17 protein-coding genes are annotated in these 14,205 nt (G+C 42.1%); 1 reads left to right on the top strand and 16 read right to left on the bottom strand.

Features of this window, described 5'->3' with window-relative positions; translation table 11 throughout:
- Position 1: 1 nt before the first annotated feature.
- The 6 genes from DXB52_RS09385 to mtaB form a co-directional block, all read right to left on the bottom strand.
- A complete protein-coding gene (locus DXB52_RS09385) occupies positions 2-1,672 on the bottom strand; it encodes a ribonuclease J (protein WP_117579713.1) in 1,671 nt (556 codons plus the stop codon).
- Positions 1,673-1,688: 16 nt separating this feature from the next.
- On the bottom strand, positions 1,689-2,150 hold the full coding sequence (locus DXB52_RS09380; protein WP_015528748.1) for a Fur family transcriptional regulator: 462 nt from the start codon (positions 2,148-2,150) through the stop codon (positions 1,689-1,691).
- 119 nt (positions 2,151-2,269) lie between these two features.
- Positions 2,270-2,530, bottom strand: a complete 261-nt coding sequence (locus DXB52_RS09375; RefSeq protein WP_117579711.1) for a DUF1292 domain-containing protein — start codon at positions 2,528-2,530, stop codon at positions 2,270-2,272.
- A gap of 11 nt (positions 2,531-2,541) precedes the next feature.
- Positions 2,542-2,979, bottom strand: coding sequence for a Holliday junction resolvase RuvX (gene ruvX / locus DXB52_RS09370; protein ID WP_015528746.1), 438 nt, complete (start codon positions 2,977-2,979; stop codon positions 2,542-2,544).
- 7 nt (positions 2,980-2,986) lie between these two features.
- Positions 2,987-3,250: an IreB family regulatory phosphoprotein gene (locus tag DXB52_RS09365; protein WP_015528745.1), complete on the bottom strand. Its 264-nt coding sequence runs from the start codon at positions 3,248-3,250 to the stop codon at positions 2,987-2,989.
- 134 nt (positions 3,251-3,384) lie between these two features.
- Positions 3,385-4,737, bottom strand: a complete 1,353-nt coding sequence (gene mtaB, locus DXB52_RS09360) for a tRNA (N(6)-L-threonylcarbamoyladenosine(37)-C(2))-methylthiotransferase MtaB (protein ID WP_117579709.1) — start codon at positions 4,735-4,737, stop codon at positions 3,385-3,387.
- Positions 4,738-4,857: 120 nt separating this feature from the next.
- Between mtaB and DXB52_RS09355 the strand changes: the two genes are divergently transcribed.
- Positions 4,858-5,091, top strand: coding sequence for an HPr family phosphocarrier protein (locus tag DXB52_RS09355; RefSeq protein ID WP_054752513.1), 234 nt, complete (start codon positions 4,858-4,860; stop codon positions 5,089-5,091).
- A 104-nt stretch (positions 5,092-5,195) separates the two neighbouring features.
- Here the strand turns inward: DXB52_RS09355 and thiI are convergent, their stop codons facing one another.
- The 10 genes from thiI to DXB52_RS09305 all read right to left on the bottom strand — a co-directional run bounded on the left by thiI (position 5,196) and on the right by DXB52_RS09305 (position 14,148).
- Positions 5,196-6,386, bottom strand: a complete 1,191-nt coding sequence (gene thiI / locus DXB52_RS09350; protein WP_117579707.1) for a tRNA uracil 4-sulfurtransferase ThiI — start codon at positions 6,384-6,386, stop codon at positions 5,196-5,198.
- 29 nt (positions 6,387-6,415) lie between these two features.
- Positions 6,416-7,573 carry a cysteine desulfurase family protein gene (locus DXB52_RS09345; RefSeq protein ID WP_117579705.1) on the bottom strand — a complete coding sequence of 386 codons (1,158 nt, stop codon included), beginning with the start codon at positions 7,571-7,573 and terminating at the stop codon, positions 6,416-6,418.
- Between the two features lie 64 nt (positions 7,574-7,637).
- A complete protein-coding gene (locus DXB52_RS09340; RefSeq protein ID WP_117579704.1) occupies positions 7,638-8,405 on the bottom strand; it encodes a 16S rRNA (uracil(1498)-N(3))-methyltransferase in 768 nt (255 codons plus the stop codon).
- A gap of 11 nt (positions 8,406-8,416) precedes the next feature.
- Positions 8,417-9,373: a 50S ribosomal protein L11 methyltransferase gene (gene prmA / locus DXB52_RS09335; RefSeq protein ID WP_117579703.1), complete on the bottom strand. Its 957-nt coding sequence runs from the start codon at positions 9,371-9,373 to the stop codon at positions 8,417-8,419.
- Complete coding sequence (locus DXB52_RS09330) at positions 9,374-10,294, bottom strand: glycoside hydrolase family 25 protein (protein ID WP_118107081.1); 921 nt, start codon at positions 10,292-10,294, stop codon at positions 9,374-9,376. It abuts the gene before it with no gap.
- 101 nt (positions 10,295-10,395) lie between these two features.
- The gene (locus tag DXB52_RS09325) at positions 10,396-10,836 is read right to left on the bottom strand and encodes an MOSC domain-containing protein (protein WP_118107079.1); all 441 of its coding nucleotides are present in this window, start codon (positions 10,834-10,836) and stop codon (positions 10,396-10,398) included.
- A 234-nt stretch (positions 10,837-11,070) separates the two neighbouring features.
- Positions 11,071-12,060, bottom strand: a complete 990-nt coding sequence (gene moaA / locus DXB52_RS09320; RefSeq protein WP_118107077.1) for a GTP 3',8-cyclase MoaA — start codon at positions 12,058-12,060, stop codon at positions 11,071-11,073.
- 41 nt (positions 12,061-12,101) lie between these two features.
- Positions 12,102-12,626 (bottom strand): MogA/MoaB family molybdenum cofactor biosynthesis protein, encoded by a 525-nt coding sequence (locus DXB52_RS09315; RefSeq protein WP_118111157.1) that lies wholly within the window; start codon positions 12,624-12,626, stop codon positions 12,102-12,104.
- A 1-nt stretch (position 12,627) separates the two neighbouring features.
- Positions 12,628-13,131, bottom strand: coding sequence for a cyclic pyranopterin monophosphate synthase MoaC (gene moaC, locus DXB52_RS09310; protein WP_117567982.1), 504 nt, complete (start codon positions 13,129-13,131; stop codon positions 12,628-12,630).
- Positions 13,132-13,296: 165 nt separating this feature from the next.
- Positions 13,297-14,148: an Rpn family recombination-promoting nuclease/putative transposase gene (locus tag DXB52_RS09305; protein ID WP_472520067.1), complete on the bottom strand. Its 852-nt coding sequence runs from the start codon at positions 14,146-14,148 to the stop codon at positions 13,297-13,299.
- Positions 14,149-14,205 lie beyond the last annotated feature (57 nt).

Here is a 14,205-nt window from a genome sequence, read left to right as displayed (position 1 = left end):
CTTACACATCCACATCCATGATGATTGGGATCACCATTGGTCTTCTCTTTGTCTTCTTCCAGATATAGTCATTCATTGCATCACGAATCACAAGCTTGATCTTATTCCAGTCTGTATGTCTTCCTTTCAGGCATTTCTCAAGGGCTTCTGAAACAGCCTTTCTCGCATCATCCATCAGCTCCTCTGACTCTCTGACATAGACAAATCCTCTTGATACAATATCAGGTCCTGCAAGCAGGCGGTTCGTTCTTCTCTCTAATGTAAGAACTACAATAATGATACCATCTTCTGCAAGATGCTGTCTGTCTCGAAGAACAATATTTCCAACATCTCCAACACCAAGTCCGTCTACCAGAATTGCTCCTGTATGAACCTTATCTACAACTTTAGCGTAGTCATCACACAGTTCAAGCACTTCGCCGGACTGCATAATAAATACATTCTCTTTCGGAATTCCAAGGCTCTTCGCAACACCTGCGTTTGCTTTCAGATGACGGTATTCACCATGCACCGGAATCGCATATTTCGGTTTTACGAGAGAATAGATCAACTTCAATTCTTCCTGACAGGCATGTCCTGATACATGGGCATCCTGGAAAATAACTTCTGCTCCCTTTGCAGAAAGTTCATTAATCACACGTGAAACCGATTTCTCATTTCCAGGAATCGGGTTTGAACTGAAAATGATCGTATCATTCGGCTGAATTGTAACCTTGCGGTGTACATCAGCTGCCATTCTGGACAGCGCAGCCATAGATTCTCCCTGACTTCCTGTTGTGATCAAAACCATCTTCTCCGGTGGATAATTCTTCATCTGATCAATCTCAATCAGTGTGTTCTCCGGTACATTCAGATATCCTAATTCAGATGCTGTAGAAATGATATTCACCATACTACGACCTTCTACAACAACCTTTCTGCCATACTTATAAGCAGAGTTGATGATCTGCTGTACACGGTCAACATTCGAAGCAAATGTCGCAATGATCAGTCTTGTATTCTGATGCTCTGCAAAAATGTGATCAAATGTGATACCTACTGTACGTTCTGACTGCGTAAATCCTTTTCGCTCTGCATTCGTACTGTCAGACATCAGTGCCAGCACGCCTTTCTTACCGATCTCAGCAAAACGCTGCAGGTCGATCGCATCTCCAAATACCGGAGTATAATCAACCTTGAAGTCTCCTGTGTGGACAACAACACCTGCCGGTGAATAGATTGCCAGTGCGGACGCATCCTGGATACTGTGGTTCGTCTTGATAAATTCAATCCGGAACTTTCCAAGATTGATTGACTGACCGTGACGTACAACCTTTCTCTTCGTTCCACGAAGCAGATTGTGCTCCTTCAGCTTGTTCTCAATGATTCCCATTGTAAGCTTGGTTGTATAAATCGGAATGTTGATCTCTTTGAGCACATACGGCAACGCACCGATATGATCCTCATGCCCATGCGTAATAACAAATCCCTTCACCTTGGAAATATTATCTTTCAGATAAGTTACATCCGGAATTACAAGGTCGATTCCAAGCATATCATCTTCCGGGAACGCAAGACCACAGTCTACAACAACAATACTGTCTTCATACTCAAAAGCAGTAATGTTCATACCAATCTGTTCCAGACCACCAAGCGGTATGATACGCAATTTTCCATTATTCTGTTTTTTCAAAAAATATACACCTCCACTATCTCTGTTTCTTCATACAGTCTTTACACAGTCCGTAGAATTTCAGTTCGTGGTCCAGGACATGGAAGCCAGTTGCCTTCTCGATATGATCTTCCAGGCTCTCCAGAAGGTCATCATCAAACGGCATCACCTTGTTACATCTCTTACAAATCAGGTGATGATGATTGTGCTTTGTCTCCCCATTCAGTAAATGTCCGATCTCATAGCGCACACATCCATCCCCAAAATTAATCCTGTCTACCAGCTGCATATCCCACAAAAGCTGTAATGTTCTGTATACTGTGGCAAGCCCAATCTCCGGATAATCCTCTGATACCAGATCATAGATATCTTCCGCTGTCATATGACTCCCACTGTTCTCTTCAAGTACGGACAGAACAAGCAGTCTCTGGTGAGTCACCTTCAGCCCCTTTTCCTTTAACTTCTCTTTCAGAAGCTTCTGTGTCTTATCTGCTTCCATCTGTCTGCCTCCTATCTATATTGTAAAAAGAACTCCAGACTTTTTTCTGACACTTCTGCAAAAGTGAGAAAAGTATTCCTGTCTGCAGTTTCTCTTACATTCGTATTTCTTTCATATAATTACATCTCAATATCGACGTCTTCCAGCAATTCCTCAAATACTTTGGAAACTGCCATCAGCTCTGTATCGTCTTCCACGATCTCATACGTCTTCTCTGCGTCTTTTGATTCTTCAACTTCTCTGAGAATCAGGCATTCTGCGTCATCTTCTTCTGAATCAACTACAAGAATATACGCGAAACCATTGATCTTTGTCTCTTCAAGTACAAAGAACTCATCTGCTCCACTTCCATCACTGAAAGTAAACTTTGCCTTTTCCATATGATTTTCCTCTATTCTGCTGTTTTCTGCATATAAATCGAATCTAAATATCCCTGGAGAATGAACACAGCAGCAATCTTATCGACATATTGCTTTCTGTTTTCTCTTCTCACACCACTCTCGATCAGTGTCTGCTCTGCCGCTACTGTCGTAAGTCTCTCGTCCCACATGATCACTTCCAGTCCTGTACGACGAACCAGCATGTCACGAAATTCCAATGACTTCTGTGCACGCTCCCCGATATCATTATTCATATGTTTGGGAAATCCAAGCACGATCTTCTCTACCTGATATTCTTTGATCAATTCTTCAATCCTCGCACAGGTACGGCGCAGCTTGTTCTCCTCTTTCCGTTGTATTGTCTCAATTCCCTGGGCCGTAAGTCCGAGCGGGTCGCTGATAGCAACACCTACAGTCTTCGTCCCATAGTCCAGTCCCATTACTCTCATTGTCTGATTATTCCCACGCATTATGCTCAATATACGCTTTCAACAGTTCTTCTACCAGTTCATCACGTTCCACCTTCATGATCAGGCTTCTTGCTCCGTTAAAACTTGTAATGTATGTCGGATCTCCTGACATGATATATCCAACGATCTGATTCACCGGATTGTATCCTTTTTCTTTCAGAGCCTTGTATACGATCTCAAAAATATCCTTCGCAGAAATCTGCGGTCCCGGCTCTACCTGAAAGAACTGAGTACTACTTAAATCACTCATCTTTCTTCCTCCTTCTCTTTCTTGTATCTATTTCCTTCTTCCGAAGGGCTTTGCTGTTGTTCTGTCAAACAGCGCAAAACGCTCTGGAAACCCAGAAACCCTACTTATAATTCTAATATAACCGAATTCAAAATTCAATGTATAATTTGCGAATCCTTCCCAATTTGAACTTTTACGATACTATTCTTGAGATTTTCATTTGTCTCTAGTGCAATTTTCATATATTCTTTCGTATGACCTGTCTGTACTTCTTTTCCATTCAGTTCCAGATCCTCTTCCACAAGCACTTCCACTTCTTTTCCCTGGAAACTCTGTTCATATGCTGCACGCTTTTTCTCACCAAGTTCAATTAATTGTGCACTTCTCTTCGCCTTGATCTGTTCATCTACCTGATCTGGCATCACAGCTGCTTTTGTCCCCTCACGGCGGGAGTATTTAAAAATATGTGTCTCATAGAAATCTATGCTGTCCACAAAATCATATGACTCTTTGAACTCTTCTTCTGTCTCTCCCGGGAATCCCACAATCACATCGGTTGTCAATGCCGGATTCGGGAAATATTTTCTGAGAAGTTTACATTTTTCCGCATATTCACTGCTTGTATATCTACGGTTCATACGCTTTAATGTTGCATCACATCCGCTCTGCAGAGACAGGTGGAAATGCGGACACATCTTCGGAAGCTTTGCAATCCCTTCTGCAAATTCTTCTGTGATGATCCCCGGTTCCAAAGAGCCAAGACGAATTCTTTCAATTCCATCAATCTCATGAACTGCCCGGATCAATTCCAGAAGGTGATATTCTTTATCAAAATCAATTCCATATGAGCTTAGATGAATTCCTGTCAGTACAACCTCCTTATATCCGTTATCTGCCAGTGTGCGTACTTCATCAAGCACATCTTCCATGGAACGGCTGCGGACTCTTCCACGGGCATATGGAATGATACAATATGTGCAGAACTGATTACATCCATCCTGAACTTTAATATAAGCTCTTGTATGATCTCCTGGCTTCGTCAGGTGAAGATTCTCGTACTCTTTTGTCTTTCCGATCTCTTCCATCTTGATTTCTGCTTTTCTGTCGTTTTCCTGGTTCTTTGCATTCTTTTCACTTTCTGTTACGTTACAATCTGCATTGTGTGTTCTTTCATACTCTTCCAATGCTTCGATCAGATTCTGCTTCTTATTATTACCAAGCACAATGTCAATGCAATCATCCACCTGAATCTCTTTTTCCTTCGCCTGGACATAACATCCTGCAGCGACAACAACTGCATCCGGATTCATTTTTCTCGCCCGGTGCAGCATCTGTCTCGACTTGCGGTCCGCGATATTTGTAACAGTACATGTATTGATTACATAAAGGTCTGCCCCTTCCTTGAAAGGAACGATCTCATACCCTGCTTTTTCAAGCATTTCCTGCATGGCTTCCGTCTCATAGGCATTTACTTTGCATCCCAAATTGTGCAGTGCTGCTTTCTTCATTTATTTCTACCTCTTTTTTCCTTTTATCTCGTTAATTTCTTGACTTTTGAACCTGCATCCCGTAGAATATACCTAGGCTTAGAAGCCAACTTTATTGTATAATTCAAGGAGGGATTTCAAATGAAAACAGTACAGATTTCATTAAACTCAATCGACAAAGTCAAATCATTCGTTAACACTATCACAAAATATGATAATGATTTCGATTTAGTATCCGGAAGATATGTTATAGATGCCAAATCAATCATGGGTATTTTCAGCCTTGATCTTTCCAAACCGATCGACCTGAACATCCACGCTGACAGCAATGTTGATGATATTCTTGCTGCACTTGATGCTTACATCATCAAATAATTCTATCTGAATACGATTCATGCGGACTTTATTTTTGTAGCTTGTCCGCATATTTTTTAGAGTAAAGAAAAGCTGTTCCATTGGAGCAGCTTTTCTTTTTCCTATTATTCTCCCTGCTTCACTTCAATGATCTCAGCAGTATCAATTGCTGTCTGCATCAGTTCGTCTATCTTCTCTGCAAGGTTCAACTCAGACTTCTCAATTCGTTCAATATTCGGCTTTGTCACCGGATGTTTTGCAACGAAAATTGTACAACAATCCTCAAATGGCTGGATTGAAGTTTCATAGGTATTGATCTTCTCAGAAATTTCTACAATATCCTTCTTATCAAATCCGATCAGCGGACGATAAACCGGAAGAGTACATACTGCATTCGTCGCCGCAAGACTCTGCATTGTCTGGCTTGCTACCTGACCGATACTCTCTCCTGTGATCAGACCAAGACATCCGTCTTTCTTTGCAAAATGTTCTGCGATCTTCATCATGTAACGACGCATAATGATCGTCAGTTCATCATGTGGACACTTCTCGTAGATATAAAGCTGAATATCTGTAAAGTTGACAACATGAAGCTTAATCGGTCCTGAATAAGCAGAAACGAGTCTTGCAAGATCAACTACCTTCTCTTTTGCTCTTTCACTTGTGTACGGTGGTGCATGGAAATAAGTTGCCTCGAGCTCAACACCACGCTTGGATACCATGTATCCGGCAACCGGACTGTCAATTCCTCCTGACAGAAGCAGCATCGCGCTTCCGTTTGTCCCGATTGGCATGCCTCCAGGTCCCGGAATGATTCTGGAATAGATATAAACTTCTTCACGGATCTCCACATTGATACGAAGTTCCGGCTTATGAACATCTACTTTCATTTCCGGAAATGCCTCCAGGATTGCTTCTCCGACTTCACAGTTGATCTCCATAGAGTTCGCAGGATAACTCTTCTTTGCTCTTCTTGCATCAACTTTAAATGTCATGTTCTTCTCTTCGTAAGCTTCATCTACATAAGCTACAACATCTTTTCTCAGCTGTTCCAGCTCTGCAACCGGCACACGGACTACCGGACAGATTCCAACAATACCGAATACCTTCTGAAGGCTTTCTACTGTCTCATCAAAATCATAATCTCCATCACAATCCACGTAAACTCTTCCGTGACATTTGTGTACAAGGAATTCTCCGTCTACGCCCTGCAGAGCATAACGAATCTGACGTACCAGTGCATCTTCAAAGATATAACGGTTCTTTCCCTTAATTCCGATCTCGCCGTATTTTATCAGAAATGAATGAAATTTCATGCTTTTTCTCCTTTATGAATCGCCGTCAATTAATGACGCGTATATTTTCTCAGCATCGGTATACAATTATATAGTGTTTCCAGCGTATAGTCAATTTCTTCTTTTGTAGTAAATTCTGACATACTGAAACGAATCGTTGCATCCAGATATTCCTGTGCCGCCCCAATGCTTCTGAGAACACCGCTTACTGCCGGATGATTCGATGCACATGCAGATCCTGATGAGACATAAATTCCCTTATCTTCCAGTGTATGAAGAAGAACCTCACTTCGGATTCCTGCAATTCCAAGACTGATGATATGTGGTGCACTTCCTTCATCTTTCAGGCCATGAACTGTTGTATTCTCAATCTTTTCTGCCTGCTCAATAAAATAATCCTTCAGTTCACGCATCAGAGCTACTTTCATATCCAGATCATTGTAGATCATCTTTGTTGCAAGTCCAAGTCCTGCGATTCCCGGAACATTTTCTGTACCCGAACGGAGATCCTTCTGCTGTCCTCCTCCGAAAAGAATCGGTTTAATCTTCACCTTTTCACCTACATAGAGGAATCCGGTTCCCTTCGGTCCATGAATCTTATGTCCACTCGCACTTAACAGGTCAATCTTCTGACGTTTTGGATAAATGTGATATTTTCCAAATCCCTGCACTGCATCTGAATGGAAAAGAATAGAAGAATTATACTCTTTTACAATCTTTACTGCTTCATCAATCGGCTGAAGTGTTCCAACCTCATTGTTTACATACATAACTGATACGAGAATTGTCTCCGGACAAAGTGCTTCTTTCAATGCATCCAGATTCACTCTTCCACTCGCATCTACCGGAAGATATGTCACACGGAAGCCTTCCTCTTCTTCCAGATAACGCATTGTATTTAAGATTGCAGGATGCTCGATCGAAGTTGTGATCAGGTGATTTCCCGCTCTTCTGTTTGCTCTTGCACATCCGATCAGTGCAAGATTATCACTCTCTGTTCCTCCTGATGTAAAGTAAATATCTTTCGCATTTACCTTAAGAACCTTTGCGATCGTTTCCTTGGCTTCCTTTACATAATGCTCCGCATCTACACCTTTTCGGTGCATGGAGGATGGATTGCCATAATCCTGACACATTACTTTATATACAAGATCTCCCACTTCCGGATATGCTCTGGTTGTGGCTGAATTATCCAAATATGCTTCCATTTTATCTTCCCTTTTCTAACTCTGTTACCATTCACAGGCGTCTGCAACCGGCAACGTCTTTCTATTATCTTATGTTTTTATCGTCCAACTGTTCCCTGCATTCTAAATGATACATCAGAATTGACAATGTTGTAAGTCCCGCTGTCTCTGTTCTTAAAATACGCTTTCCAAGTGTGATTGGAACCGCTCCGGCCTCTTCCGCCTGCTCGATCTCGCTCTCGTCAAACCCACCTTCCGGTCCGATAAAGATACCGACAGACTGTCCCGGTTCAATCTTACTTATGACAGCTTCTGTTGCTTTCATCCCTTCCTGCAGTTCATAAGGAACAAGCACTACATCCAGCTCTTTCGCGTAGTTCATCGCTTCCTGAAAGCTCATCACATCCTGCACTTGTGGCACAATTCCTCTCTTCGATTGTTCCGCAGCCCCCTTGGCAATTGCCTGCCAGCGTTCTCTCTTCTTTCCGGCTTTCTTCTGATCCAGTTTCACAACGGAGCGCTTTGCCGCAAACGGAACAATACTGTAAGCTCCAAGCTCTACTGCCTTCTGTACGATCCATTCCATCTTGTCCCCTTTCGGAAGTCCCTGGAATAAGATCAGACGGGAAGCCAGTTCTGTCTGAGACACTTCTTTTTTCACAACACGAAGGACTGCTTCCTTCTCCTCATAACCTTCCACACTGCAGAAGTAATCCATTCCCTCTCCATCACTGACCCACACTTCCTCACCGGATTTCATGCGGAGTACATTCTTCATATGATTTACATCACTTCCTGCCAGACGGATCTGTTCTCCGTCCACACAGGATGGATCTGCAAAAAAATGTTGCATCTTATTTCTCCTTATGCGTTCTTGCGCGCTGTCACACATACCCATTCACCCTGATATGTGACATCCAGAAGTTCCAGCCCGGCTTTCGCAACAGCTTCTTTTACCATCTCTTCTTTATCATCGATAATCCCACTTGTAATGTAGATTCCACCCGGTTTCAGCTGATTCACAATTACCGGTGTAAGTTCTACAAGAATCGGCGCAAGAATATTCGCTGCCACAATATCGTAGCACTCATATCCAACCTTATCCTGAACTTCTTTGTCATCGATAATATTTCCGATCATCACTTCATATTTATCTCTGGAAATTCCGTTGTTCTCCATGTTCTCATATGTAGCATCGATTGCACACGGATCCAGATCTGTTCCAACAGAATACTCTGCTCCGAACTTCAGCGCAAGCATTCCAAGAATTCCGCTTCCGCATCCCACGTCAAGAATCTTTGTCGTCTCTGTTGTATACTTTCTGATCTGACGGATACAAAGTTGTGTTGTCTCATGCATTCCTGTACCAAATGCTGTACCTGGATCAATATGGATCACCATCTTATCTTCATCTGAAGGCTTCACATCTTCCCAGGATGGAATAATCAGAATATCATCCACATAGAACTGATGAAAATACTTCTTCCAGTTATTCACCCAGTCTACATCCTCTGTCTGGGATTCTTCAATCTCGCAGGCTCCGACATTTACATAAGCAGACATCTCCTCCAGTTCTTTCTTCACATTTGCCAGAACTTTTTCTTTGTCCTCATCCTCTTCCAAATAAAAACTTAAGTAAGCCACACCATCATCAGCCTCGATCTCCGGTAAAATATCAACAAACATCTGCTCTTTATCAGACTCTGTCAGCGGGATCTTATCCTCGATCTCAACACCTTCAATCCCAAGATCTGCCAGCATACTGCTTACAATATCCTCTGCCTCTGTTGTTGTCTTCAATCTGAATTTATTCCATTTCATCTAGTTTTCCTCCTGAAACCACAAATCTAAATCTACGCTTGCACGAATTCCCGGAACCGTACCGGCCTCACTGTACTGCCACATCTTATAATCATATGGACACTGCGGAAGTTCATGATAATCCGCATACCAGAAATCATACTCTGTCAGCTCTTCCATCTTCAGGGTAAATGCCATCCATTTCATATTAGCATAAATCATCGGTTGATATCCAGCCTGTTTCACTCCGTCACAAAAGACTTTACAAAAATTCGTAAAGTCTTCCCTTGTATTCTGGTCTGTTCTTGCTGTATCATCTTTGATTTCTTCTGTGTCATAGACAACAGGTCCTGTAATCTGATACGGCTGGATATGTTCCAAAACAAAGTCAGTCTCTTCGACTGCTTCCGTTGCTGAGATTGCCTGGGAAAAGAAATAGACACCGACTTCCAGACCGGCATCCAATGCGCCTTGTACATTCTGTTCAAACATGGCATCTTCAACTAACGCGCCGCTCTCTCCATATGCACGGTATCCAAGTCTTACGATCACGAATTCAATTCCGCTTTCCTTCACCTGCTGCCAGTCGATCGTCTCTCCCTGGAACTCCGAAACATCAATTCCTTTTTTCGCTGACACTTTTCCCTTCGTATCTTTATACGAAAGATATCCTGTCTCTTCATCTAATGCCAGATTGCTGAAATCATAAGAATTCCTCGGTACTTGATTCAGAAGCCTTGCTCTGTAATTATTCTCTTTCACATCCTGGAAGTCATAGTACTTCTTTCCGTCTTCTGTAACAATCTGAACTCCACTGACAATCTGCGTGTTTTCCTGCTTGTCTTTCTTCGTCTGTCTTGTCTTCACGTTGCCGGAACCCACGCCGACAAGAATAACTGCAAGCCCCACAAGAGCCGCTGCCATCCATTGCTTCTTTCTCATTCATTTCCTTCCAATCGCATCTGTTCCGCACCGTTGCAGAAATGTTGTTACTGTTCACACGATGTGCGACCAGCAACGAAATGTTTCCCAGGTAATTTTCCTTATTCCTCTGCTGCAAGCACGATCATTTCATCTCCGGCTTTTATTTTACCACCATGAAGCACTTTTGCAAATACCCCTTCTCGTGGCATGATACATTCTCCCATTTTTTGGAAGATCTGACAGCCATGATGACATTCTTTTCCAATCTGTGTCATCTCTAACAAAACATCGTTACATTTTAATCTTGTTCCAACCGGAAGATTACGGAAATCAATCCCCTGAACGAGCACATTTTCTCCAAATGCGCCATCTTCTACTTCTGCACCTCTCGCACGGAATGCCTCAATCTTATCATAAGAAAGAAGACTGATCTGACGATGCCATTTTCCTGCATGTGCATCTCCTTCCAGACCAAAATCTTCAATAAATGTGCCTTCCTCAATTCTTGTCTTCTGTGTTCCCTTTGCCGGACTTGTACAAATTGCTATTACTTTTCCCATTTTTCTATACCTCTCAAATTACTTTTTCACTTTTATAATCTGCACTGTTACTTTTCTGTTACTGATTTTATGTTACTGTTCACACGATGTGCGACCAGCAACGCATCTCGCCATTTTAAATCGCCTTTGGCGATGGGGCGAGATGCATTCAAGTCAAAACACGCATCCTCCGTGTCAATCAGCGGAGTGATTGCCACGGGAGTGAACAGTCACTGATTTTATTTCATTACTGATCTAACCACCGATTCCGTACATGGCCCGATGTTCTTTTTTCTGCCCAACTTCTTCATCTCTTCGCTCATCAGAGAAATTGTGACAAGCCGGTTTTTCCCAGATTGCCTGACGCATTGCTTCTTTCACTTCTTCATCCGTTGCACCGCTTCTTAAAAGTTTTCTTAAATCAATTCCACTTTCATACTGTAGACAGAGTTTCAGATATCCTTCCGCTGTGAGCCGGATCCTGTTGCAGGAATCGCAAAACTTGTGACTCACTGCACTGATAAATCCAATTCTGCCCTGGAATCCAGGAAAGCTTACATATTCCGCCGGACCATTCCCCAAATATTTTTCATACGGTTCAGCGTTTCCAAATGCTTTCTCTAAAAGTTCCAGAAGCTCATCTCTTGATTTTCCCTGACAGGCTTTTCCCATCCCGATCGGCATCATTTCTATAAAACGAACCTCTAACGGATGCTCCTTTGCATACTCTGCCATCTGAATATACTCTTCTTCTGACTGATTCATCGGCACACAATTTAACTTCACACGCAGATTCGGATATTCGAGTGCTGCCTGCAGTCCTTCCAGTGCCTGATTTAATTCCCCACATCTTGTCACTGTATGGTAACATGTTTCATCTAATGTATCAATACTGATATTCACTGCATCCAGTCCCTGATACATAAGTTCATTCAACTGATCTTTCAGAAGAATTCCATTTGTTGTCAATGTCACCTGCTCGATCCCCGGAATTCTCTTAATTTTCCCCAATAAGTCCGGCAATCCTTTTCTCACCAACGGTTCCCCACCAGTCAGTTTGATCTTTGAAATCCCAAGTTCTGTACTGATCCGGCATACTCTCTCAATCTCATCAAAAGTCAGAATCTGCTCATGCGGCAGCTGCTCAATGCCCTCTTCCGGCATGCAGTAGACACAGCGCAGATTACAACGATCCGTCACAGAGATGCGCAGATATTCTATTGTTCTTCCATATTGATCGATCATCTCTTACATACCTCATATTATTTATCTCTTACATTACTGTTTTACTTTCCTTCAGAAACTGGTTTTCCACACTCACTTGCATTTCCTGTAAGAATTGCAAGACCATGTTCCAGAGATGGAAGTACTGCTTCTAGGTTCTCTTTTACAGCCTTCGGACTTCCCGGAAAATTAATGATCAATGTCTGATTGCGGATCACAGAAGCGCCACGGCTAAGCATAGCTCTTGGTGTCACTTGAAGTGAAGCCAGTCTCATCGCCTCTGCGATTCCCGGTGCATTCTTTGTCGCCACGGCAAATGTTGCTTCCGGTGTGCAGTCACGCGGTGCAAAACCTGTTCCTCCGGTTGTTGCGATCAGATCCACTTTTTTTTCATCTGCAAGTTCGCAGAGACACTGTTCGATCATCTTCTGCTCATCCGGAAGAAGTCTTACTTCTGTCACTTCATATCCGGCTTCTTCTAACATACTGTAAAGAAGCGGTCCACTCTTATCCTCCCGATCTCCTGCATATCCTTTATCACTCAGCGTCACTACCGCTGCTTTCCATCTTTGTTCTTTCTTTTCCACTTTACTTTTCGCCTTCTTTTCTTTCCTTCTTATATCCATTGTCGATCAGCCCACTCTTGCCGCCACTCTTTCTGACCAGATAGATTTCCCCAATCTCCATCTTTTTATCCATCGCTTTGCACATATCGTAAACTGTCAAAAGTGCTACGCTTGCTCCTGTCAGAGCTTCCATCTCAACGCCTGTCTTCCCGGTCACACGTACCGTACAATTACAATAAATTGCAAGTTCACTCTCAACCATCTCGAACTCTACCTTGCACTTTGTAATCGGAAGAATATGACACATCGGAATCAGATCCGATGTCCTCTTTGCTCCCATAATCCCTGCTGTTGTCGCAACTCCAAGCACATCCCCTTTGCCTGCAGTTCCTTCTTTGACAGCACGGAACACTTCTTCATTCACCGTGATCTTTCCTGTGGCGGTTGCTTCCCGGACTGTGTCCCGCTTCTCCGTCACATCCACCATAATGGCTTTTCCTTTTTCATCAAAATGTGTAAATCCCATTTTTTCACCTCTCAATCTGAAAATGCTGTTGTTATCCACATTCCCCTTGCGAATATCAACAAGACGATTACTTTTTTTATACCAAACGATTGTACCACAGAATAGTACTAAAATTCAATGTTTTGGCAAAAAGAAAGGACAACTATAATAGCTGCCCTTTTACCATTATCCCATCTTTTTCTTTAATTCTTGTATCGTTTCCAGAGTTTCTTTCGTGATTTCTGCAATCTGTTCCAGTGGCAGTCCCGCTTCAATCATTGATAAAATAATTTCTTTACGTCCACGGTTTTCTCCCGTCTTGATCAATATATCACGATCTCTGATTGCTTTCTGTCTTGCTTCATATTCAAGACGTTTTTTCTCGTCCGCACTTAATTTGTCCAATTCTTTATACGCTTCTTCAAAACAAGAATTCTTCTTAGCCATTTTCTCAAAATCCTCCCTGCGTTTACCATTCAAAAAGCGCATCCACTGCATTAAATCTGTTTCACTCTTTTGTTCTGGCGGTAATTTAGGCAGTTCCAAAATATGCATTTCCATCAGATCTGTATATTCCTTCCCCGTCTTTACATCACAAAACGAAATACGTCGATAACACTCATCATCTTCTTGAAATAATACATGAGCAAGAATACTTACTTGAATACATTTCTGTAATCTATCATAGCTATCACCTTCTCGTATCTGTTCCGTATACATCTTACTCAAATAATAAATTGTACGATTCGCCCAATAATCATAATAAACCACCTGCATCTCAAAATCAATCTGTACTTCATTATCTAACTGCACCCGAACATCTAGAATTCCATACTTATCATCTTCCGAATCCTTTCTTAGGATTGTGGGGAGAAGCTCAGTATTTACAATTTCATCTGGACGCCTGTTTAATATAGCTGCAATAATTCCTTTTCTCACATTTTCATTTTGCATCAACTCTTTAAAGCAAAAATCAACTGTTGGCAACATAATGAAATCTTCTTTTTCATTTAATGCATTTTCGCTTTTTAATTGCACTTTTAGATACTTTTCTTGGGTTTTCTTTCATAAGAATTCTCCTTTTCGTTTTTGTAA

This window comes from Ruminococcus sp. OM04-4AA, from assembly GCF_003462585.1.
Lineage (GTDB): Bacteria > Bacillota > Clostridia > Lachnospirales > Lachnospiraceae > Mediterraneibacter > Mediterraneibacter faecis.
The sequence above is the reverse complement of the archived record's forward strand: the minus strand, read 5'-3'. Positions and strand labels throughout refer to the sequence as shown.

Excerpts from the sequence above, each read along its gene's own strand:
- DXB52_RS09380 (WP_015528748.1), bottom strand. The coding sequence starts at position 2,150 with ATGGAAGCAGATAAGACACAGAAGCTTCTGAAAGAGAAGTTAAAGGAA.
- DXB52_RS09375 (WP_117579711.1), bottom strand. The coding sequence starts at position 2,530 with ATGGAAAAGGCAAAGTTTACTTTCAGTGATGGAAGTGGAGCAGATGAG.
- ruvX (WP_015528746.1), bottom strand. The coding sequence starts at position 2,979 with ATGAGAGTAATGGGACTGGACTATGGGACGAAGACTGTAGGTGTTGCT.
- DXB52_RS09365 (WP_015528745.1), bottom strand. The coding sequence starts at position 3,250 with ATGAGTGATTTAAGTAGTACTCAGTTCTTTCAGGTAGAGCCGGGACCG.
- mtaB (WP_117579709.1), bottom strand. The coding sequence starts at position 4,737 with ATGAAGAAAGCAGCACTGCACAATTTGGGATGCAAAGTAAATGCCTAT.
- DXB52_RS09355 (WP_054752513.1), top strand. The coding sequence starts at position 4,858 with ATGAAAACAGTACAGATTTCATTAAACTCAATCGACAAAGTCAAATCA.
- thiI (WP_117579707.1), bottom strand. The coding sequence starts at position 6,386 with ATGAAATTTCATTCATTTCTGATAAAATACGGCGAGATCGGAATTAAG.
- DXB52_RS09345 (WP_117579705.1), bottom strand. The coding sequence starts at position 7,573 with ATGGAAGCATATTTGGATAATTCAGCCACAACCAGAGCATATCCGGAA.
- DXB52_RS09340 (WP_117579704.1), bottom strand. The coding sequence starts at position 8,405 with ATGCAACATTTTTTTGCAGATCCATCCTGTGTGGACGGAGAACAGATC.
- prmA (WP_117579703.1), bottom strand. The coding sequence starts at position 9,373 with ATGAAATGGAATAAATTCAGATTGAAGACAACAACAGAGGCAGAGGAT.
- DXB52_RS09330 (WP_118107081.1), bottom strand. The coding sequence starts at position 10,294 with ATGAGAAAGAAGCAATGGATGGCAGCGGCTCTTGTGGGGCTTGCAGTT.
- DXB52_RS09325 (WP_118107079.1), bottom strand. The coding sequence starts at position 10,836 with ATGGGAAAAGTAATAGCAATTTGTACAAGTCCGGCAAAGGGAACACAG.
- moaA (WP_118107077.1), bottom strand. The coding sequence starts at position 12,060 with ATGATCGATCAATATGGAAGAACAATAGAATATCTGCGCATCTCTGTG.
- moaC (WP_117567982.1), bottom strand. The coding sequence starts at position 13,131 with ATGGGATTTACACATTTTGATGAAAAAGGAAAAGCCATTATGGTGGAT.